The organism is Pseudomonas sp. KB_15 (assembly GCF_052114525.1).
Lineage (GTDB): Bacteria > Pseudomonadota > Gammaproteobacteria > Pseudomonadales > Pseudomonadaceae > Aquipseudomonas.
On record NZ_JBFREX010000002.1, the window covers coordinates 385,532 to 407,934 of the forward strand.

Genomic DNA, 22,403 nt, shown 5'->3' on the forward strand with positions numbered 1-22,403 from the left:
TCCAAGATCCACGCCTGTTTCAGGGCTAAAATCACGCTGTTCATTTTTTGTACACCTGCATAAAAAATCGAAAAAACAGGTATTTGCGGACAAATGAGAACGGATCCACAAATTCGACCTAAACCCAGTGCGCTGCCAACTGCATTGTGCATAAGCATTTAATGAAAACGACATAAATGCCTAATCCCGGACCGCAGACGGGGGAAATTGCACCGATTCATTACTCTTGTTATACACACACGCAAGGGCGCCAGCAGCGCGGCCACGAACAAGAACATTCTTACGACAGGATGCGCCAGTGACGTTCATTTCCTACGCACAGAATTTCGAAGACATACGCCTGTGGCGCGCCCTCAAAATCGTCGAGAACGGCTTCTACGTCGACGTCGGGGCAAACGATCCTACCCAAGACTCAGTCACCAAGGCGTTCTACGACAACGGCTGGACCGGCATCAACGTCGAACCGATGCCCAACTACTACGAAGCCCTGTGCCAGCAACGCCCCAAAGACACCAATCTGCAATGTGTGGCCGGCGAAAACGCCGACAGCCTGACCTTCTACGGCATCGCCAATACCGGCCTCTCGACCGTCGATCCGGCCATGGCGCAGATGCACAAAGATGCCGGTATGGACGTGCGCAGCCAAACCGTCCAATCGCGTACCCTGACGTCCATTTGCGAAGAACACGCCCGGGGCCGCGACATCCACTTCCTGAAAATCGATGTCGAAGGCCACGAAGAAACCGTCCTGCGCGGCATGGACTTCACCCAGTGGCGGCCATGGGTCATCCTCATCGAAACCCCGTGGGAGCGCGACCAAACCTGGGAAACCCTCGTCACCGACGCCGGCTACCACTCCATCCTGTTCGACGGCATCAACACCTACTACCTCGCCGAAGAACACCTGAACCTCAAACCCGCCTTCGACATCCCGCCGTGCAACCTGGACGAATTCCAGTTCTGCAAAGGCCACAACTTCAGCCACCCGATCAGCGACGCCGAACACCAGCTCGCCGCCGCCCTGCAACGCGCCGAACAGGCCGAAGCACAACTGCACGCGATGCAAAACAGTCGAACCTGGCAAGCCATTCAGAAACTCAAGAAAACCCTGCTGCGCGCCTGACCTGAAGCCCGCGTAAAAATAGTCAAAATTCAGGGGTTTACAGAACCAATCCAATCGCTATAATCGTCGCCCTGACACGCCGGTATAGCTCAGATGGTAGAGCAACTGACTTGTAATCAGTAGGTCCCGGGTTCGATTCCTGGTGCCGGCACCATACAAGGTTCCAAAGAAGGCTTTCAAAATCTCTGGAACCCCCGAAAAACCCGCCTTCTGGCGGGTTTTTTCGTTTTGGGATTCCATCGGTTTCCGTCAGAAACTGGTGGATTCCAACCGTTTTAAGGGTAGAGTTTGGGATACAGGTCACTTCGATAAAAGGGAGTACCCTTATGTCGCGCACCACAGCTCCGCTCTCCGACGCAGCTTGCCGCTTGGCAAAACCTACAGACCGCGCCTACAAGCTTTTCGACGGCGATGGCCTCTACCTCCTAGTCCAACCCAATGGCCGCAAAGGCTGGCGGCTCCGTTACGTCAAACCTGACGGACGCGAAGGACTGACCTCGTTCGGCAACTACCCCGTCATTGGCCTCGCTGATGCGCGCCGCAAGCGCTTGGAAGTTAAACGAATGCTTGCGGATGGCGTTGATCCTATAGAGACCAAGCACCAAGCCAAGGCGGAAGCCGTAATCAAAGGCAGAACCTTTGAAAGCGTTGCGCTCGACTGGCATACGGAAATGTCGGCTAAGTGGGCACCAGGCCATTCCAAGACAGTGATGAGCCGCCTCAAAACCCACGTATTCCCGCTGATCGGCGCAAGCGCCATTGTCGACCTTGATACCCATGACCTTATGCAGCCCTTGGAAGCGATCAAGAAGCGCGGAACGATCGACGTTGCTTTAAGGGTACAAAACTACCTGCAGAGCATCATGCGCGAGGCAAAGCGCCTCCGGCTTATCACCATAAACCCTGCTTACGATCTCGAAGGCTCGATCAAAGCCCCCCGGGTGGTACATCGCCCCGCTCTACCCTTATCGCGACTGCCGGAACTGCAAGAGCGGATCGACATCTATAAAGGCCGGGCACTTACCCGTCTGACGGTGATGCTGTCGCTGCATGTGTTTGTACGATCCAGCGAACTGCGTTTCGCCCGCTGGAGCGAGTTCGACCTCAAGCGCGGCACCTGGGAGATACCGGACACTCGACCCGCGTTGGAGGGAGTACCCTTTTCCACAAGGGGTACGAAGATGGCAGGGGATATCCATTTAGTACCCTTATCGCCGCAAGCAGTGGCGCTACTCGAAAAAATCCATGCACTCACAGGCAAATTCGCATTGGTCTTCGCAGGGGATGCCAAACCCTGGAAGCCCATGTCCGAAAATACCGTGAACAACGCGCTACGGACGATGGGATACGACACCAAAACCGATATCTGCGGGCATGGGTTTCGTTCGATGGCCTGCAGCGCACTGATCGAGTCAGGACTGTGGTCCGAGACCGCCATTGAAAGGCAGATGAGCCACAAGGAACGCAACAACGTCCGTGCCGCCTACATCCACAAGGCCGAGTTCATCGAGGAGCGCAGGCTGATCATGAACTGGTGGAGCCGATACCTGGAGGCCAACCGGCAGGAGCATGTCACTCCACACGAATTCGCGAACCAGATTGGAGTTAACGTGACTCGGATAAAGGCGAAGCCTGGCACTGGCGCAGAGAGGAGGAATTGACATGGATATCTCAACCGCACAAAGCATCAAGCTCGCCATCGTGTCGGCAACCGGGCTGTCAAAAGACGCGTTGCATATCTATTTGGGTATGGCGGTCTATTTAACGTTGATCGCTGGCACCCGACGATTCAGGCCATACATTGGCTGGCTTGTTGTTTTCATCATTGCGTGCGCTGACGAGTGGGTAGATCGGCGAGACGATATAGGAAGCTTCGGATACTGGCGCTGGCAGGCAAGCGCTCACGACGTTCTCAACACGCTGTTTTGGCCGACGGTGCTAACACTGCTTTGGTTTTTAAAGTGCCGCAGTAAAGCAAGCGTACATCCGTAAGACTCTCGCAATCAGTTCTGCCACGCGGGTCCATCCAAACAGGGCTGCAAAGCCGCCCTGTTTGGATGAACCTCACTTAAAAAATCTAAAGCCCACACAACTGTCTGTGGAAAACCACTGATTTCCACCGGTGGATAATTTCATCCACAGCCGCAGAGCGCCTGAAAATTCGGGCCTTGACCCAAATTATCCACAAGCGTAGAAAAGATCGGGCAAAGCGCTGTCGTTGACAGCAACCCAGGTAGCCAGAACCTTTAAGGCTACGCCACACCGTGGTGGTTCTCCCAAAGTGCGATTAGCGTCCGGCGGCTCGCACGATCACAGCGATGTGATGGATGCCTACTTCTAGCAAAGTGCCCACTGCGGCAACTCATCCCCCTTCCTAGCTGCTCTGCAGCAACCTATCCGCTTGGCCATTTCCTTGCGCCAACCTGCGCCCGTCTCTTTCTCCCGGAAAGAGACGGGCGCTCCTACCACTGCTGCAGCCCAACTCGTACAAGGCTTTGCGGCATTCCACCTCGTGACAATCGGCGTGACAAACACCGAAAAGTCACCAGCAACAGCGATGCAGATGATGGTGCCGCAGCCCATGGATTGGACTGCACCTGGCTGACAGCCAGGCATGCCCCGGTCATCGCATAGCTGCCTTCACCCGACTCAGGATCTCGTGGCGTTGGTTTCGTCAGCCAGCGCAGCTTCCACCCGCCCACCGGTTTCGGTGCTCAGGAAGCCAGATCATGAGATGCCCATGCTCCCGGTCGTAAGGAGCCGCCAGTCCAGCGTTAAAGGACATCCCCACAGGCCGCAGGGGCCTTGATCCCTGATAACACTCAACATTCTTGGCGGGATGACGTGGGGCGACGGATCGGAGAAACGGATACGAGGTAATAGACATGGCATTAGTAGGTAGGCGCGATGGCCGAAATTTCGGCTACGGCAGGCAATTGAGCTACGCAGGGCCGCAGACGCTGAGAGATATGTTCGGTGGCGGCCACTACGGCACGGTCAAGGCACACAGTGATCGGTGGCGGGCATTTGTGAAGTGGTGTCGGTCTGAAGCGGGGCCTGGGGTCAATGATGCGCGGCAGATTGATCGGAAGGTATTGGCGGACTATGCGGCGTATCTGCGCAACGTGGTTAGGCGCGGTGACCTGGCTGTCAGCACCGCACAAAATCGGCTATCCAGCGTTAATAGGACCATGGCAGCGATTCGCGGTGATCAGTATGTGAAATTGCCAAGTCCGAGCAAGGCGTTGGGTATGCAGCGCACCGGGATTCGACATTCAGTGCCGCAGGGCCAAGACCGCGAACAGGTTAAGCAGATCGTCGATGCGCTTTGCGGCCATCATCAGCTACGCGCTGCCGCGATCGTTTTGCTGGCACGAGCAACTGGCATGCGCTTGCGTGAAGCCATCTTGGCTGACCTGCCACGGCTAAGCCGTGAGGCTAACGACCTAGGCAGGATTAACATTCAGGATGGCACCAAAGGCGGTCGCGCCGGCGCCTCGGCGCCCCGTTGGATTGCGATAGACGACCATATTCGATGTGCACTTGGGTATGCACGGCAGGTATCGCCTGCGGGTAGCCGCAACCTGATTGCGCCACATGAAAGCTACCTGAATATTCTGCAAGAAATCATCCGCCCTGCGCGGGCCATCCTGCATGCACACAACCTCAAGGGCTTCCATGAGCTACGAGCGGCGTACGCTTGTGAGCGCTACGAACAAATCACCCAACACCGAGCGCCGATCAACGGCGGCCAATGTTGCCGAATCAATAAGTGCCTTGATCATGAGGCACGGAGGCAGATCAGCTATGAACTGGGCCACGGTCGGATCGACGTGACCGCCGCCTACGTTGGAGGACGGACATGAGTAAATCATTCGAGATGGAGCTGTTCTTGGCTGGAGTACTGAACGGGTCGCATGCAACGCGGCAACGTCATTTACACCAAGCGAAGATTATCCAAAGTGAGATCGCAAGACGTTGGCAGCGAGAGACGCCTTGGGTTTGGCAAAGAAAGCATGTGGTTTGGTTTCTCAACCATCGGATGAGCCGGCGGAGTGAGGCGGTGCGCTACTACTACGTGCTGACGGCCCGGCTGCTTGCTCGACGCCTAAAGCAGTCATGGGTTTTCAATCTCTGAATCGGACCCGATTTTGGTAGTCACCAACGACAGCAATGATGGCATATTGGCAAGGTAGACCAACCTTTTCATGCGCCTGGCTTTCGCCAGATGAGCTAGCAAGGAAGAAAATGCCGATTTCGCTGGAATACTACGACCATCCGACCCTCTGCCATGGTCAAGTCTGGACAATCACGGACGAAAATTTACTCGCAGAGCAGATCGCGCGGGTAGCTTTAGGTCAGTCTAGGCATGTACAAAAAATTATAGCGGGAGCGAATGTTGGGCCGCCGGCATCGAGGGCCAGTGCGGCTCAAGGCGCTATAGGCTTACTTACGGTTCCTCCTGGTGAAGATCCTTGGCATAGAGATGGTTGGATCTTCCAAGTGATATCGTGGATAGCTGCTCAAAAGGCTAATCCGAACTCACTTATCCGGGCACCTCAAATGATTCATGCCTTGAAGGGATTCGATGGACTCTGTCTTGAGTTGAGTGAGGGGGAAGTTATTGCAGCTACTATATTTGAAGATAAAGCCACGGATGATTCGAGAAAAACCATTCGTGATTTGGTTTGGCCAGAGTTCAGGCTGCTCGATCAAGGAGACAGGGAGAATGTTTTAGTTGCAGAGGTCGTTGCCTTATTGGAAACCAGCAGGGAGGTAGACCCTGACCTCGCAATTGAGAACATAATATGGAAAAACGCCAGACACTATCGAGTTAGTATAACAGTTGGCAAATACCACTCCACGACCACCGGACGAATAAAGCTTTTCAAAGACTACGATGAAGTTATTGATGGCAAGGTGAGTAAGCGAGGAGGGGAAATTTTCTACATAGAGCATCTGCGCCCCTGGATGTCTTCGCTAGCTGAAAAATCAATTGCTCACATCAATACTTTGGTAGCCGCTCATGTTTGATAACGATACTGTAGAACTGATTAATAGCGCTCCCGAATTGGATGGACTGGACCTTGCTGAGTTACCAAAACAACTGACCGAGGCCTACGCATCGATAGTTTCTGCACGTATTTGTTTACGTGAGGAAACGGAACAGTCAAGATTACCTGACAATGTGATAGAAATAGTCAAGCGAATGACACGCCTCGCTTTCTCCAATGAGGCGATAGTTTCCGCTTCAGAGAATGTGGAAAACCGGATGGCCGCAGCCTTTGTCGCCGGCTCAGCTCATCACGTAATACTGCTCGCTCAGGAGTTGATGCCAAAAAATATTAAATCTAGCGCATTAAGTGCATATGGCATCTCCCCTGAAGTATCTGCAACCTTGCTGTTTCTGATCGCAGAGGCAAGTTCTGACGCTGCCGAAACAGCAAAAAACATTATCGTGAGCACCGAGGTTTCAGTTGAAACCACTTTGCTCAAAGCAATTTATCATCTGGCAAATGGAAATCTTTCGAAAATACTTGCCATGCGTGTCCCCGGGACCGATAACTTCCTAAGCACTGACAGCCTAGGGCAAGCTGTTGAGTCACTGTATTATATGCTACTGCATGGAGTCCGAGCACTGGCGGCATCATTGCTAGGAACTGATGATGAGCATGACTTGCTAGACCATGACTCAAAGGTTATTTTTGATCGAGTAAAGGGATTATGTGTTGATGAAATTGATGATTTAGTCGGTCTGGGAGATCATCCAGTCCATAACATCTTTCCCGGCCCACTGCATTTAGCATCCCTATTGGCGATGGTCGCCGACCATCTGATTCCATCCGGCGTTATAAATACCAACCCTCCCAAGGGCATAGATGCGGTTAAATGGTTTGATATGAAGCAAAGCATAGCTTCAGCTAGACCGTATCTATGGAGAAATCATCGCCAAGCTATATCTTCAGGCTACTTGGAAACAGGGGTATCTTCTGTTATAAGCTTCCCGACTGGAGCTGGAAAATCTACGCTTTCCGAGTTAAAAATCGCGACAGCTCTACTACGCAATATGAAAGTGGTGTTTTTAGCGCCAACGCTTTCATTAGTAGACCAGACAACTAGGGCGCTAGCCAGCACCTTTCCAAATGCAGAGGTTCATCGAGAAATCCTGGATGAGTTGTTATTTAATCTGGAAAATGACTCACTCCCGGCAATTTCCGTTATGACACCCGAAAGATGCTTAGCAATGTTGAGCTTTGACCCTGATATATTCTCAAGTGTAGGATTATTGGTGTTTGACGAGTGCCATTTACTGCATCCAAGGGATACGGATCATAGCCGGCGCTCGATAGACTCTATGCTTTGCCTGCTAAACTTTACATCGGTAGCACCTAAGGCTGATTTGCTATTGCTATCGGCAATGATGAAAAACTCGGAAGAGATTGCAGGCTGGGTTTCTGAGTTAACGAATAGACCCTGCTTGCCCTTGGCGCTAACATGGAAGCCCACCCGCCAAGTAAGAGGATGCGTGGTTTATGCTGGCGATGAAATATCCAAACTAAAGCAACGCTTAAAAGCCGTGCGATCTCAGGTCAAAAATATAAATGCGCCTGCCTCGCTGAAAAGAGAGTTGCTTGTACAGCCATTTGGCTTCTTTTGCTTGAATCAAACCTGGCACTCGGCAAGCCGTAAAGATTACGCATTAATGCCAGTACTTAGCGAAACAGTCAATCTATCTACAGGCACCGTTCCAGAGGGGAAAAACTGGTATTTAACGCCCAATGGAAATCAAGTGTCCGCTACGATTGCAACCTCAACAGCCAGGCAAAAAATCAAGACTCTAGTTTTCACACAAACTATACCACTCGCCAACAGTGCAGCAAAAAAAATCTCAGATGACCTCGAACCATCTAAATGCTTACTGACAGATGAAGAATTGCGCCTTTTCCAGATAGTAGTCGATGAGTTTGGGGGGGAGGAGCATGTCTACATCAAAGTTTCGAATGAGGGCAGGTTATTATCCTCTAGTGCGTGTCATCACGGACTTTTGCTTTCTATGGAGCGACATTTGCACGAATCGCTCTTCAAGCGAACAGATGGCTTGAATGTTTTAGTGGCGACATCAACTCTAGCACAGGGAATGAATCTCCCCAGTGAAGTGGTAATTATTAGTGGTGATAGTAGATTCGATCAAGAAGCTGACGCCATGCAACGCTTGGAGGCTCACGAGCTCTTAAATGCAGCGGGACGTGCCGGCAGAGCAGGCGATAGTTCCTATGGATTTGTATTGGTAGTGCCGAGCAAAGTCGTTAATTTTGATAACAGCACTAGCAGAATCCATAATCACTGGATGGACTTAAGATCGATATTCTCTCAAAGCGATCAATGTTTAACTATCGATGACCCTCTCACGATAATTCTCGACCAGATACACAGCGGCATATTACCCCTCCCAAACTTGCCAAGCTATTTTTTAAGCAGGTTGCCGGTCGATTACAATGAGGAGCAAGAAGGGCGAGATGCATTAGCTCGCGCGACTATTGAACGCTCTTTTTCTGCCTTCCGAGCGAGAAAAAAAGGCGACCAACAATGGATAACATCAAGAATAGAATCGGCAATATCATCAAGAAACTCGAATATAGACATCTCTCAACTTCCCACTTGGGCTGATCGCCTAGCAGCCGCATCAGGTATATCGGCATCGATAATTCGAGAGCTTGGCGAGCCACTTTCTAAGGATATCAATCACTGGGCTACCACGGACGCCTGGTATCAATGGCTTCGCGAGTGGCTAAAGCGTCGCCCCTCCCTACTTCCAACTCTGATAAGAAAGGAGACCTTAGAAGTATTTTTGGGCACCCCTTACAAAAAGCTTAAGGACGATAATTCAAGAGGCAAACATGCTTGTCAAATAATATTTCCATTGCTAGAGCTTTGGATGGCAGGTCATACGCTAGCTAGCATGGAGGCATCGACTGGCACTCCAGCCAACAAAGTCGGCAAGTGTGAGTTCGCTAGAGAGTTTGTTTTGAGGATAATCCCCGAACTTTCTTATATATTTGGTCTTCCTAATCAGATTTTCAGAGCAATCACCGTCGATAGAGGTGAGGATACTGAATCACCTGTCGGCCTTAACTGCTTAGCCTTGTGTGTTAAGGAAGGCTTGGACAGCGTTGAAAAAGTCGCTCTTCGTGAAGTAAGCAAAAAGCGATTAGCCAGAAGAGAGTTACATTACAAGCATCAGGACATAGAATCCTACGCAGGAACACTTAAAGAAGGTGAGAGTTTTGGCGACGTGGTGAGCCGTATTACTCAAGCCCTGGCCTTAGTGAACCTTTAAATACCTACCTGTAACTCGGACAGTTTAAACAGCAGAAAATCATGCGAACGGATTTATTCATGTGTAGCTAAAGGAGTATGAAGGTGGCTCACTCATAATGCTCGGGCTCATCGCACAAAGCATTTCCACTCTTGCGTGAACATCAAATATCCGCGCCTAACCGAAAGTAGCCATATGTCTATGGCTACTCTCATCTAAATCCGTTGAAGCGCCTATAAATCCAGGCCCCTCACACAGCAAGTTAGAACAAGAGCCGAAGGGTATTTTTAGAGATAGAAGCTGCCAAATTAAAACGTAAAGATCATATAAAACATGTAGTTATATTGATTTTCGACTCCTGGTGCCGCACCATATAGAACAACGACTTAGGCTCACCTTACGGTGGGCCTTTTTCGTTTCTGGCTCCAACCTCCTTCAATTTTCCCCGTTTCGTGATCTCCTTTTCCTAAGTTCTTGAGCCGACTCGAAATATTGGCGAGTCGCACAGCGCAGCTCTTTATTGAAGCGCTGCGGAAAATGGCAATCCACCACGATTGGCAGCAACCGGCCAGACATTGGTCCGAGGGTCTTATACGGCTGAACGGAAACACTTGGCGCGCCTAGGAAAGTAGCGGTGATTCAAGCTATACATAACCAATACCTTCTAGGTGTCATTGGAGAGAACATGCTCACTGCGGAGATCCTCATCGGCAAAGTCGTAGAGTTCATAGTTGGAAAGTCACTATCTGCAATCGGAAAACTGTCACCCAACGATAGGCGAAAGGCATGCCGCTCACTAACCAAGCTCTACTACTCCCTCCAGGCGCTTGAAGACGTGACTGAGTCGATCCTTCAAACCGCAAGTGACTTCCGAGGGACAGAAACTGGCGAAGCCTCCGCAGTGATGCATGCCTTGAACAATCACATGCAAGAAGTTGCATTGGCCAGCAACATGTTCGTTGATCTTGGGCATGAACTTTACGCGGGCCTTAACATCGTTGACCCAGCGCTCGCCGCGTGTTGCGATGCGCTTTACGTCAGCAAGTTCGATTTCCTTCGCGAGATGTCTGACACGGTTGCCTGGGATCGAACCTCCACTCCTGGTCGAATCATAATCAAGATGCCAAAGAGAACCACGAGCGACGAGCTCTTGAATTTCAAGTATGCAGAGGCGTCTGTTGCGCTAAAGAATGGTGATAAATACTACTGGGCTGATACGTGGCTCGATACAAACGAACCACACCAGGTGATCCTTACCTGGGAGGATCACGATTCAGCGAAGGCCTTTTTGAGCAGGCTTTCTGAGCATCGAGACACGCTTGCCACCGCTAAGCAAAAGCTTCGAGAGCTCCTGAAGTCCAGCTTCAACATTGAAGAACTGCTCTTCCAAACAGACGCGCATCCCTATCGCTAGCGATGACGCCTCCCCCTTCGCTCTAGCCGACTCGACTCGACTCGGCTCAGCTCAAAACTAGGCGCCAATCCCCCCCCCCAATCTGTCGCGATTGTCCGTCATCCAATGTGTGACTGATTTCAAAAAACGGGGGAACGGGGGAACAGTGGGAACAACCAATGTTTCCGGGGACTTGAGCGGGGGAACTTGTACCCCAGTGTTTTTTCTGGGGTACAGGCACACCCAGATCGGCGGAAAGACCGGCTGAGAAAGCATCTGATCAGCAGACCAAAATGTCGCACAGTCTCCACGTAGGAGGGGGTCGTTTTGAAGAATGACACCCCTAGTATTTCCGTTGTCATTGATAGAGCTGAAATGACGGATCACATCCGCGCTTAAAACGAGGAAACGAGCGCGAGCTATCAACGGTAAAGACTGGCGTATAGCCGAGTTAATTAGGTCAGTGCTTAGTTAATCGGACTACAGGCCACGGTTTCAAAGACCCAGCCCAGTTAACCAATCGAGTTAACCAGTTAACCTAGGAGTTAACCGAGTGAGTCAGTCGGTTAACTCCTAGGTTAACTGCCCTGAAAGCCCATGACCGCCTGCCTCTTAGCCGATTTAACCGGCCAGTTCGAGCGGTTAACCAGTTAACCGAGCAATTTACTCAGTTAACTCCTTAGTTAACCGCCCTGAAAGCCACGGCCCGCTTGGCTCTCAGGCGAATAGAAGGATAGCCGAGTTAACCAGTAAAAATGCTTAGTTAACCGGGCTACAAGCCGCGCCCCGTAAGGCTTTCAGCCCAGTTAACCAACCGAGTTAACCAGTTAACTAACTTTGGCGGGGTGCCGCTAACGAATTTGCGCGAGTCTACGCACCCGTTCTTCGTAGAAAATGCCAGGGTCCCCGGCGCGGTCCTAGAGAAGTAGGCCGTTATTTGGCGAAGGGCAACGGAATTGCACGTACTTGACCGTTTAGGGTGGATTGCTACCGCCATTAGCTAGCTATGCTCAAAAAAATGACTGGCCGTATCGGTAGATTGCGGTCCACGCGGGCAAGTCACCCCAGAGTATTGGAAAGGTAATGGACGCTAACAAAGCAGTGAACTAGCCTATTGCCAGTATCGTGACATAAAAAAGGTTGCTGTTGGTTCCCGCTGATCTCGTGCGGCGTGTGGCTTACCAGCGGCCAGAGAATATTCACGTTTTGATAGGGACATCCTCCATGCGCATCAAATCCATCAAACTCACCAATTTCCGTGGTTATCGCGATATCACAGTCATTCCCATTGCCGAAGCCATGACTGGAATCGTTGGGCGCAATGACTATGGAAAATCGACAATCCTTGAGGCCTTGGCCATTTTCTTCGAGACCGACGGCGCCAAAGCGGACAAGAATGATATGAATTGCTTCTGCCTGGCTGAGGGGGCAGAGCAGTTTGAAATCGCTTGTGAGTTTGAAGAGCTTCCTGAAGCGCTAGTGTTGGATGAGATCGCCGAGACCTCGTTAGCCCAGGAGTACCTACTCAATGCCGAAGGGGCTCTGGAAATCGTCAAAACCTTTAAGGCCGCTACCGGCAAGCAAGATAAAACAGCGATTCGTTGCCAGCATCCCGTCAATCCGGCACTGAGCAACCTGCTCAGCTTAAAGATGATCGATCTGAAAAAACTCGGTGAGCAGATGGGTGTTGCAAATGCGGTGCTGGACAAGCGTGTAGCCGCACTCTGGCGGCAGTCAATTCGCAATGCCGCGGCACCGATAGCCTGTCAAGAAACGCTGCTGGATGTGGACAAGGGGCTGTCCTCCGACAGCAAGTCTATCTGGGGTAAGATTCAGGACCTACTACCCACCTTTGCCCTTTTCAAAGCTGATCGTGAAAGCAGCGATGGTGACGCTGAGGCCAAAAATCCATTGCAGCAGGCCGTCAAGGACGCTCAAGCAGTACTGCAGGAGCAGATCAGCGCTCTAGAGCAGCAGATTGAAGAAAGCGTGCTGGATGTGGCCACTCGTACCTTGGATAAACTGCGAGAAATGGCCCCCGAACTAGCCAATGAGCTTACCCCACGCTTCAAGGAAAAGCCGAAATGGACCTTCAGCTTCACCTTGGACGGTGAATACGGCATCCCAATCAACAAGCGCGGCAGTGGCGTGCGCCGATTGATCTTGCTGAACTTCTTTCGCGCTGAGGCGGAAAAAGCGGTGGTTGTTTCGCAGCGCAATGTGATCTACGCAATCGAAGAACCAGAAACCTCTCAGCATCCCAACTACCAGATGATGTTGATGAAGGCACTGCTGGCGCTGTCCAACCAACCCAACCGGCAAATTATCGTCACCACCCATGTACCAGCACTGGCTGGCCTAATACCTATTGACGGTATCCGTTACGTCACAAGAGATGAACGGGGTAACCAAATCGTCAAAATGCCGGATGCAGATGTGCTCAAAGAAGCTGCTGAAAGTTTGGGCGTTTTACCCGAAAGCGGCATGGAACGGGCCGCCGGCATTATCTTGGTAGAGGGAAAGTCTGACATCACCTTCCTTCGCCATATCGCCACAGCCTTGAAAGCGAATGGCAACCTTGCTCACGATCTGGATGACAAGCGACTCGTCCCTATTCATGTGGGTGGCTGTGGCAACGTCAAGCATTGGGTAACGCACAAACTTGCCGACGAGCTGGGTTTACCTTGGTGCGTATTCCTCGATTCTGATATCGGTGGAGATCCTGGCCAGGTAAAGGCTAATCAGAAGCGCAAGCAAGAGGTCGAAGGAATAGGGCGCCCGTTCTACTCAACGCGTAAACGCGAAATTGAAAATTATATTTGCCCTAATCTGGTCAAAGCTCAGACCGGGCACTCTTGCAACTACACCGATACCTGTGACGCGAAGACAATCATCGGTGTTGGTGTGGGTATGAAGCCAGATGATGTGTCTGACCGCTTCTGGCCTTTGATGACCGCAGAGCAGATCATCCAGCGCTCGCTATACCGGAACGGCGATGAAGAGAGGTCTGAGCTGAAAGAATTGATGGATGGTCTTTTATCGCTTGCAGACTGATCCGTATGAATTAACGCGGGGCGAGTATTTCCCGTCTTAATCCGCTCGACTTGACCCATTACGTTTCTGAACCGTCGTGGTCTACCCATTGGTGCTTGAAAGAATTGAAAGGCTTCAACTTTGAAACTGATCGCAAACCGAATCAATGGAGCACATCTTAGGGATATCTTGCCCGCACTCTCGGGAGAGTTGCAGGTGGATAGCGTGCTGGCTGCTGTGGCCTACGGCGGGAGTGCATCTGATATCACCAAGGACCTTGTGGGCCACGCAGTCTCCAATAAGTTACGATTGGATTTATGGATGCGTTACGACCATACGGTGCCGGTCTCGGTTGAGTTTCTCAAGCGTCTGTTCAAACACCAGCAGGACAACGTGTTCACTCGATTCGTGCCGGACTGCTTTCACCCTAAGGTAATCTGGTGGAAGGGCTATGGTGCCTACATTGGTTCGGCCAACCACACGGACAATGGCTGGCTTACCAATATCGAAGCGGGTGTTTTTGTCAGCGAGGATGAACTGGTTGCCAATGGCATGGACACTCAGTTGGAGGATTTCTTTGAGTACTTGCGTGAGCTGGATGTCACCATCCCCATCTCTGCCGACTACATTGCCGAAATGGAGCGTCTCAGCGCATTGAACAAAGACGTTTACGCTGCGGCGAAAAAGGCCAGAAAGCATGAGGAATGGCAAGGTCCTAGTTTTGTGGGAAACAAGGCCGCATTTGATCGGCGTAAGGACAACTTCAAAAAAGAGTGGTTGGACACCCTGGGGATATTGCAGGGTATCCAGCAACAGCTCTCAGACTACCGCCCTATTTGGGTCGATGAAAACGTACCGCCAGCCTGGCAGGTAGATCAGTTCCTCCATGCCTACTACTACAACCATGTGGGCGATGACTTGCGTAAGCCTTATGAGGATTACTACAAACGAAATCATGCTGATCCTCAATCTGCGTTGAAAGCTGAGCTGGAGTGGTGGCATGGCCTACAGTCCGCTCCCTCTTCCGAAGATGTCACCTTTTACCAAAATGCTCCGAAAATCCGCGTGCTACTCGACAATGAAAAAGTGCTCAGTTTGAGCGTCGATGAGTTTGAAATCCTGTGCAGAAAAACTCATGCCACGATGAACCATGTCATCAAGGTACCTATGTCTGTGTTAGGCCGTCCTGGCGTGCAATCCATGGACAAAGAGGGGCGCGTGAAGCTATTCGCGTCGCTCATCATGAGTGAACGGAACAGCAAGGGATGGGACATCCGCAAGCTACTACACTACGTGCTTTATGGAGGTGCTGATTCGGAAATCTGGGAGCGCATCTACTACGCAGGCCGTGATGCGAACTTCAGTATCGCCCGCTACGGCTTGAACTCCATTGCTGAAGTTGTTGGCTGGGCAAGACCTGAGGTGGTGCCGCCTAGAAATGGTCGTACCAGTAAAGCCTTACGTGCCTTGGGGTTTGATGTGAAGGTCTATTAAGCAATCCTTCCCTGAATACGCCACTGTTCAAAGCTAAGCCCTACTGACCATAGGTGTGATAACGCCTCTGGATCGCATCACTTCAGCAAAACGAACCAAATATCATAAGGTATTCATTTGCGAGACCAGGTAATCAAAAAGATCGTCCATCGAGACATCAGCATTGAAGCTTACGATGAGTATTCATCTTTTACCCTCAGCTCGCCTGCAGCTATCACCGAAGTGGTTAGGAATACTTTAGCTTCTGTACCGCCCGTTTTTGGCTCTTGCGTGATGATAAGTGCGGGACTCGTTGCTGCACTCCGGGCAATCCATTCGATTCCCGCAATCGCCATGCTAGGGGATTTACTTATTGAGGATGTCCCCGTTTTTAAGTGTACTGGAAATCTCCCGATGCCTCGCTATGACGGCGAGGTGATTGAGGCCTCTTGGGATGGGCACTGTTGGGTGGAAGTCGCAGGCATGATTTGTGATTTGTCGGTATTTCGGTCTGCATACGCCATCCAACGACCTAGCTTATTGAAAACTTTTATCCTTGAGCAATTCGGGACCGGAAAAGGAGCGCTCCTGTCCTATCCTGAACAGCTGCCCCAAGGGATGGAATTTGTTCCTAAACACGCATTAAGTGATTTTCAGATCAGGTGCGTCTTAGAGGGCCTTTCAAGGCAAAAAGCGGGAAAGTCTAATCAATAGCTCACAACGCCTTTCCGATATCGGAGCAAAAGCCATCTTTGTCATGGGGTCAAGCACTTGGACTCCATACTCAGCTTTTGGCGTTTTAAATCCTCACCTATGGTTGTTTTTTGAAAGACCTTGCAGGCCTTGATCTATAAGGCCTCCAGAGGATTACCAGAATCTCCAAATCTAACACCGGTCAACCTGGCCGGTGACCGATTTGAACCCGTATCTAACGGCCGGGCGAAAACCATTCGACATCGACCACAGCGGACATCTTCAATCAGCGCAAGACGAACTGTAGGAGTCAGGCAGTTGGGCGGCTCTTGATCCATAAACCAAATTGCTTCATCACCTCAACGACAGGCTCCAGGCGCCGGCCATCTTCAGTGAGCTCGTACTCCACCTTAACGGGCACTGTGGGATACACCGTGCGCTTAACAAGGCCGGCTTCTTCCAGGGCGCGCAGATCAAGCGTGAGCATCCGTTGCGATATCGCGGGGATATCGCGCCGCAGAACATTGAAGCGCTTGGGGCCATCAAGCAAATACGAAACCAGTAGCAGGCGCCAACGACCGCCCAACAAGCGCATCGCCTCTTCTACCGAGCAACCCGATATGTTGTCTTTCATGGTGAGGAAATCTCGAAATGAATGGCGGTATATATTTTGTACCTACACCACAAAATAGTGCCTTCTTCCTATTTTATACCATGACTTTAGAATGCGCGGAGCTGCTTCCTCCGACTGGAAGCGAACATCTCCACCACTTTCTGGAGTTCATAGATGAAGCTGTATTACATGCCAGCCGCATGCTCCCTCTCGCCCCACATTGTGCTGAACGAGCTTGGTATTGATGTCACGCTAATCAAGGTGGACAACAAAAAGCAGATCACTGAACTGGGTGACAGCTATCACGACGTGAACGAATTGGGTTACGTCCCCGTTTTGGAGCTGGACGATGGCACACTCCTGCGTGAGGGGGCGGTGATCGTGCAGTATCTGGCTGACCAGCATCCGGAGATAGGTTTGGCACCAGCCAACGGCACCATGGATCGTTACCGACTGCAGGAATGGTTGAGCTTCCTGACTTCCGAGATCCACAAGGGTTTCATTCCGTTGCTGTACGCAGGTCTAGCCGGTAAGTATGTGAATACCGTCAAACCCAAGCTTGAAAAGCGTTTCGCGTGGATCAACGAACAATTGGCCGATAGGCAGTTCCTGATGGGTGAAACCTTCACCGTGGTCGATGCTTATCTTTTCGCATTGATTGGATGGGGCCGAGCTTCCTGGTTGAAGAGCTATTACCAGGCCGACATTCATTTCGACGGTTTGAAAAATCTCCAAGCCTGGTATGAGCGAATGTATGAGCGCCCCTCCGTTCAGAGGGCTCTCCGGGCGGAAAAACTGGAATGAGTAGGTCCCGGGTTTGATTCCCTGATGCCGGCACCATACAAAACGAAGCCCCTGCAGCAATGCAGGGGCTTTGTTGTTTCCGGGCTTTGAAAAAGCGCTTTCAGTGACCCGCGCTCTGACCACCGTCCACGTGCAGGATTTCGCCAGTGACGAACTTGGCGCCGTCCAGATACACGACCGCTTGCGCAATATCATCGACCTCGCCCATGTGCCCGACCGGGTGCAGATTGCCCAGTGCGGCGTGGGTTTCCTCGCCGTGCATCGGGGTCTTGATGATGCCGGGGCTGACCGCGTTCACCCGAATTCCGCGCTTGGCATATTCGATGGCCAGGGATTTGGTTGCCGCGTTGAGGCCGCCCTTGGTCAGTGAAGCCAATACCGATGGCACGCCGTCGATGGCGTGGTCCACCAGGCTGGTGGTGATGTTGACGACGTGGCCGCTGCCCTGCTTTTCCATTTCGGCGATGGCGAGTTGGGTGATGTAGAAGAAGCCATTGAGGTTCACCGACAACACATTGGCGTAGTCTTCTGCGGTGTACGCGGTGAACGGCTTGGCGATGAAGATCCCGGCGTTGTTGACCAGGGTGTCGATGCGACCGAAACGGGAAATCGCTTCACGGATGACGCGTTGGGCGGTTTCCGGTTCGCCGATGTCACCGGCCACGGTGTGAATGTCCGGATCGGTGGACGGCTTGATCGAGCGCGAAGTGGCGACGATCCGGTAACCGAGTTCACGAAAGGCTTTGACCATACCGTCGCCGAGACCTTGGGATGCGCCGGTGATAACGATGACTTTTTTCGAAATGCTCATGATGAAGACCTCTGACAATAAAGAATGGGGTAGAAATTCTGTGATCAGGCGTCGGCCGGTGCCTTGGCCATTTCTCTCAACATCTGTTCGTAGTACTCGACCGATTGCGAACCGGACACCAGGTGGCGACCGTTCAGCACCATGGCCGGGACCGAGTTGATGCCACGCTGCTGGTAGTACGCTTCAAGTTCCCGCACCTCATCGGCGAACGCGCCGGACGCCAGCACCTCTTGTGCGGTTGCCCCGTCCAGCCCCGCTTCAGTCGCCAGACTCACGAGCGCCTGGTGATCACTCGGGTTCTGGCCTTCGCTGAAATAGCCCCGAAGCAGGACCTTCTTCAGCTCGACTTGCCGGCCTTCCTGCAACGCCCACAACAACAAACGGTGCGCATCAAAGGTGTTGTAGAAGTGCGTGCGCTTCTCCAGATCGAACTTGAAGCCGATGACCTCGCCGCGAGCGATCTGCATGGCCTTGCCGGCGGCGACGTCTTCAGCAGTGCGCCCGTATTTGCGCATCAAGTGCTCGACCGCTGGCTCACCTTCGGCCGGCATGTCCGGGTTCAATTCGAACGGCTTGTAGGTCAGCTCGACCGAGACGTCCCCGGCCACGTTCTCGATCGCCTGCTCCAGCGCCGTCGCCCCCAGCGCGCACCAGGGGCACACCACATCGGAGATGAAATCGATGGTGACGGGCGACGTCATGACTTCCCCTCCGCCTCGGCCAGTTGCTTGCGGTACTGAGTGGTGGTGATGCCGGCGTAACCCCAGTTATCGGTGTCGACTTCCTCGATCACGATGTGGGTCAGGTCAGGGCGCTTGTTGAGAACGCGTTCCAGGGTTTCAGTGATTTCGGCGATCACCTGAGCTTTCTGCTCAGTGGTAACGCCATCGCGGGTGATGCGTACGCTTACGAAAGGCATGAGGGAAACTCCAGTGACCTTCCCGTCGGGATGATGGGAAAGGCGTTGGAGGTGAATGTATGGGGTTGGCGGGAGGGGATAAAGGTGGGGGCGGGAACTTCATTCGTTACGTGGTGTAATTAGTACTGTAGGACTCTATATCGTTTTTCTGTCGTCCGATTGCTTACGTGTCGCAATTTTCCACTTTTTGCGACACGTCTTCGGGACATGTCGCAGCGGACGACACGTTCGCGCTGAAGCGCGAATGCATTTACTAAGGCTTACCCTCTGCGATAGAACTGATACGGCTCTCATTCATTTCGCGAACAGACGCCAGCAAGTCCTTCTGAAATTGATTTGTTCGATATCCCCTCCTGTTGCCTCCTACAGAAACCCTGATCATCTCGTCAACTGAGTCGAGTTTCCTGCGAATGGATTGAGCATCAAGCATTGCGCAAGCCGTTATCACTGTAGGGTCGCGCACACCAGCTATCCGTATTTCAGCCGAGGAATCACGATCCCAGTTGTTTCGATCAATTTCTCCATTTCGTAATGGTCTCCATCCTAATAAGTTAGATGTCGATACGCGCGACTTCGCCGATCTGACCAACACCACCCCAAGGCTACCGCTCGGGTTGACACAAGCGTCATCTGTGACAGAAAATCTGCACAAGAGCGCGAAACCGACTGCCATCAGGTGGCGATAGTCGGCGTTAGGAACCCCGTTGATGACCTGAAAATCAGCGCCCGGGTGAGACCTCTTTTAAAAGCAACCTTATCGGTTGCTTTTTTGTGCCCACAAAAAAGCCCCGAAGCAGTCGGGGCTTTTTCTTTCTCAGCCTCTGATCAGGCCTCGAGACCACACCCCATCATCAAAAGATATTGATCGGGTAATCCACAAACACACGCACTTCGTTGCCGCTGACGTTGTACTCGCTCGACTTCTGCGACACGCGCAGGACCGAGCTGCGCAGTTTCACGCTGAGGTCTTTGGCCGGGCCGCTTTGTACGACGTATTTGATCTGGTTGAAGATCTCGCGCTCGGTGCCGCCTTCGCTGGTGGAGGTGGTGATGTTGTCACCGCGTACGTAGGCGAAGTTGTAGCTCAGGCCCGGTACACCGAAGGTGCTGAAGTCCAGGCCGTAGCCCAGCTGCCAGCTGCGCTCGTCTTCGGCGTTGAAGTCAGACCAGTAGGAGTTTGCCAGGTAGATGGTGTTGCCACCGTCGCCGATGCGACCTTGATCTTTCTGGTAGCCGCCGTAGGCGTAGCCCAGGTTGCTGTCACCGGTGCTGCGCTGGTGCGCGAGGGTGAACGAGTGTGGGCCGGTGATAAAGGTGGCCGCCAGGCTCCAGATTTTGTTGTCGTCGCCGGTGATAGCGTTTTCGCGAACGTAGGAATCTTCCAGCTTGGTGCGGTAGCCGTTGAAGTCCAGGGTCAGGGACTGATCCTTGTCGATCGGGAACACGTAGTTGGCGTTCACGTATTGTTTCTTCAGCACGTCTTCGACGTCGGAAGCGTACAGCGCGGCCTTGAATTGCTCGGTGAACTGGTAGCTACCGCCCAATACGTTGATCGACTTCAAGCCACCGCTGTCACGGCCTTCGGCGCTTTTACGCGATTCGGCGGTGAAGCGACCGGCGTCCAGTTGCAGGCCTTTGATCTCTTTGGAAGTGATCAGGGTGCCGGTGTAGCTTTCCGGCAGCAGGCGCGAGTTGTCGTAGTTCAGCACCGGCAGGGCCGGCATCTGGTCGCCGTAGGTCAGGGTGGTGCTGGACAGGCGGAACTTGATCGCTGCGCCGCCCTTAGACAGGTCGTCAGCCGGCTGGCCGCTGTCGCCCTTTTTGAAGAAATCGATACCTTGCGCGCCGCTGCGGTCTTCACTGCGCTCCAGGTTCAGTGCGTACAGACCGAAAGCGTCCACGCCCACACCCACGGTGCCTTGGGTGAAGCCGGACGAGAACGTGCCGATGGCTGCCTGGCCCCACTCGGATTTATCCGGGTTGCCGTCTTTGAAGTCACGGTTGATGTAGGCGTTGCGTAGCAGCACTTTGAGGCTGCTGTCTTCAACAAAACCCTTGGATTCGGCCTGGTCGTTCGCCATGGCCTGTGTAGCGCTCAAAATCCCCAGTGCGATCAGGCTGATTCGCTTGTTCAACATTTTATTTTTTCCTTGATACGGTTGATACGCGCTGTGTCGAACGGCCGAAACGGCGCTATTGCGCTCTTATTTCAAGGCGAAAACAAAAAGGCCCGCCCACGATTTCTCGCGGCGGGCCTTTTATTGTTTTTGAGTCGTGGCGGTCGGCCACAGGCGTTGGGCCGAATCGTAGCTGCGCCCTCAACAATGTGTCAATTTCATGAATCATCTAAAAACAGGTAAAAATCGTCTAAGAAATTGCTTTACGTGGCAGGAATATTCAATCAATGCAGCTATCAAGACCACAAGTGGCTACGAAATTGGATGAGCCCTGATCGGGCAGCGACTGACCCAGCCACTGCGCAAATGCCTGGGGCTTGCCCAGCCACGGCCCAATATCGATCAAAGTGAATTGCTCATTGTGCTCAAGCGCCAGGGTCGGAAAACCCTGCCCGCCCACCTTGGCCAGAAGCGCCCGGCTGTTCCTGATGTGGCCTTCGGTGTCGGCCGCCATGAAGGCTTTTTCGAAGGCTTGACGGTCCAGCCCCATGCCCAGGGCCAGTTCGAACAGTACCGATTCGTCGGCGATGCGGCGCCCCTCCACGTAGTGAGCACTTTGCAAACGCCCCAGCAACTCCAGCCCGCGACCTGCCATTTGCTCGGCAGCCAGTACCGCAGCGATGGGTGGAGCCGAGTCGAACAAGGCGGTGTGATCTCGCAGTAATCCTTCGAAATAGGCTTCACCGAACGGCTGCCCGCTGTATTCGGCGATGCGCCGGTCATGAGGTAAGACGTAACTGCGCAGTTGTGGCGAAATCTGTTGCCGATTGGCACCCGTCATCATGCCGCCGCCGTGGGCAATCACCGGCAGCACAGCCTGGGCGGCTTGCACCAGCGGTTTGGCGCCGTAACACCAACCGCACAACGGGTCGTAGATGTAATGCAGAATCATGGGCAAGCTCCGACAGATATTCAGGAAAATTCGATGTCGGCAGATTAGTGCCGCAGCGCTCCCTGAAAAACGCCGGATTGGCTTTCAGTCTGTTGCTTGAATCGGTCGAATGGTTGCGTCACAAACCCCGTAGGAGCGAGCTTGCTCCGGGCGGC

Annotated in this window: 18 protein-coding genes and 1 tRNA gene; 13 read left to right on the plus strand and 6 right to left on the minus strand. The window is 52.5% G+C overall.

Annotation, left to right across the window (positions count from 1 at the left end):
- Positions 1 to 298: 298 nt before the first annotated feature.
- The 12 genes from AB4Z35_RS04145 to AB4Z35_RS04200 all read left to right on the plus strand — a co-directional run bounded on the left by AB4Z35_RS04145 (position 299) and on the right by AB4Z35_RS04200 (position 16,053).
- Positions 299 to 1,123, plus strand: a complete 825-nt coding sequence (locus AB4Z35_RS04145; protein WP_442096109.1) for an FkbM family methyltransferase — start codon at positions 299 to 301, stop codon at positions 1,121 to 1,123.
- A gap of 78 nt (positions 1,124 to 1,201) precedes the next feature.
- A tRNA-Thr gene (locus AB4Z35_RS04150) sits at positions 1,202 to 1,277 on the plus strand.
- 172 nt (positions 1,278 to 1,449) lie between these two features.
- A complete protein-coding gene (locus AB4Z35_RS04155) occupies positions 1,450 to 2,784 on the plus strand; it encodes a tyrosine-type recombinase/integrase (protein WP_442096110.1) in 1,335 nt (444 codons plus the stop codon).
- A 1-nt stretch (position 2,785) separates the two neighbouring features.
- Positions 2,786 to 3,115, plus strand: a complete 330-nt coding sequence (locus tag AB4Z35_RS04160; protein ID WP_442096111.1) for a hypothetical protein — start codon at positions 2,786 to 2,788, stop codon at positions 3,113 to 3,115.
- An 893-nt stretch (positions 3,116 to 4,008) separates the two neighbouring features.
- Positions 4,009 to 4,989 carry an integrase domain-containing protein gene (locus AB4Z35_RS04165; protein WP_442096112.1) on the plus strand — a complete coding sequence of 327 codons (981 nt, stop codon included), beginning with the start codon at positions 4,009 to 4,011 and terminating at the stop codon, positions 4,987 to 4,989.
- Positions 4,986 to 5,261 carry a hypothetical protein gene (locus AB4Z35_RS04170; protein WP_442096113.1) on the plus strand — a complete coding sequence of 92 codons (276 nt, stop codon included), beginning with the start codon at positions 4,986 to 4,988 and terminating at the stop codon, positions 5,259 to 5,261. Before AB4Z35_RS04165 ends, AB4Z35_RS04170 begins: the two co-directional genes overlap by 4 nt.
- Positions 5,262 to 5,371: 110 nt before the next feature.
- Positions 5,372 to 6,157, plus strand: a complete 786-nt coding sequence (locus AB4Z35_RS04175; protein WP_442096114.1) for a hypothetical protein — start codon at positions 5,372 to 5,374, stop codon at positions 6,155 to 6,157.
- On the plus strand, positions 6,150 to 9,461 hold the full coding sequence (locus tag AB4Z35_RS04180; RefSeq protein ID WP_442096115.1) for a DEAD/DEAH box helicase: 3,312 nt from the start codon (positions 6,150 to 6,152) through the stop codon (positions 9,459 to 9,461). Before AB4Z35_RS04175 ends, AB4Z35_RS04180 begins: the two co-directional genes overlap by 8 nt.
- 664 nt (positions 9,462 to 10,125) lie before the next feature.
- Entirely contained in the window at positions 10,126 to 10,854 is a 729-nt protein-coding gene (locus AB4Z35_RS04185) for a hypothetical protein (protein ID WP_442096116.1), read from the plus strand.
- Positions 10,855 to 12,057: 1,203 nt separating this feature from the next.
- Positions 12,058 to 13,887: an AAA family ATPase gene (locus AB4Z35_RS04190; RefSeq protein WP_442096117.1), complete on the plus strand. Its 1,830-nt coding sequence runs from the start codon at positions 12,058 to 12,060 to the stop codon at positions 13,885 to 13,887.
- A 120-nt stretch (positions 13,888 to 14,007) separates the two neighbouring features.
- A complete protein-coding gene (locus AB4Z35_RS04195; RefSeq protein ID WP_442096118.1) occupies positions 14,008 to 15,360 on the plus strand; it encodes a phospholipase D family protein in 1,353 nt (450 codons plus the stop codon).
- Between the two features lie 117 nt (positions 15,361 to 15,477).
- The gene (locus AB4Z35_RS04200; RefSeq protein ID WP_442096119.1) at positions 15,478 to 16,053 is read left to right on the plus strand and encodes a hypothetical protein; all 576 of its coding nucleotides are present in this window, start codon (positions 15,478 to 15,480) and stop codon (positions 16,051 to 16,053) included.
- Between the two features lie 289 nt (positions 16,054 to 16,342).
- Here the strand turns inward: AB4Z35_RS04200 and AB4Z35_RS04205 are convergent, their stop codons facing one another.
- Positions 16,343 to 16,666, minus strand: coding sequence for a winged helix-turn-helix transcriptional regulator (locus tag AB4Z35_RS04205; RefSeq protein WP_057400177.1), 324 nt, complete (start codon positions 16,664 to 16,666; stop codon positions 16,343 to 16,345).
- A 153-nt stretch (positions 16,667 to 16,819) separates the two neighbouring features.
- Between AB4Z35_RS04205 and gstA the strand changes: the two genes are divergently transcribed.
- Positions 16,820 to 17,449 carry a glutathione transferase GstA gene (gene gstA, locus AB4Z35_RS04210; RefSeq protein ID WP_442096120.1) on the plus strand — a complete coding sequence of 210 codons (630 nt, stop codon included), beginning with the start codon at positions 16,820 to 16,822 and terminating at the stop codon, positions 17,447 to 17,449.
- 100 nt (positions 17,450 to 17,549) lie between these two features.
- Here the strand turns inward: gstA and AB4Z35_RS04215 are convergent, their stop codons facing one another.
- The 5 genes from AB4Z35_RS04215 to AB4Z35_RS04235 form a co-directional block, all read right to left on the minus strand.
- Positions 17,550 to 18,260: an SDR family NAD(P)-dependent oxidoreductase gene (locus tag AB4Z35_RS04215; protein ID WP_008046538.1), complete on the minus strand. Its 711-nt coding sequence runs from the start codon at positions 18,258 to 18,260 to the stop codon at positions 17,550 to 17,552.
- Between the two features lie 44 nt (positions 18,261 to 18,304).
- On the minus strand, positions 18,305 to 18,961 hold the full coding sequence (locus AB4Z35_RS04220) for a DsbA family oxidoreductase (RefSeq protein ID WP_442096121.1): 657 nt from the start codon (positions 18,959 to 18,961) through the stop codon (positions 18,305 to 18,307).
- A complete protein-coding gene (locus tag AB4Z35_RS04225; protein ID WP_111286693.1) occupies positions 18,958 to 19,179 on the minus strand; it encodes a tautomerase family protein in 222 nt (73 codons plus the stop codon). The genes AB4Z35_RS04220 and AB4Z35_RS04225 overlap by 4 nt, the downstream gene beginning before the upstream one ends.
- Before the next feature lie 851 nt (positions 19,180 to 20,030).
- A complete protein-coding gene (locus tag AB4Z35_RS04230; protein ID WP_442096122.1) occupies positions 20,031 to 21,317 on the minus strand; it encodes an OprD family porin in 1,287 nt (428 codons plus the stop codon).
- A gap of 259 nt (positions 21,318 to 21,576) precedes the next feature.
- On the minus strand, positions 21,577 to 22,248 hold the full coding sequence (locus AB4Z35_RS04235; RefSeq protein ID WP_442096123.1) for a DsbA family protein: 672 nt from the start codon (positions 22,246 to 22,248) through the stop codon (positions 21,577 to 21,579).
- Positions 22,249 to 22,403 lie beyond the last annotated feature (155 nt).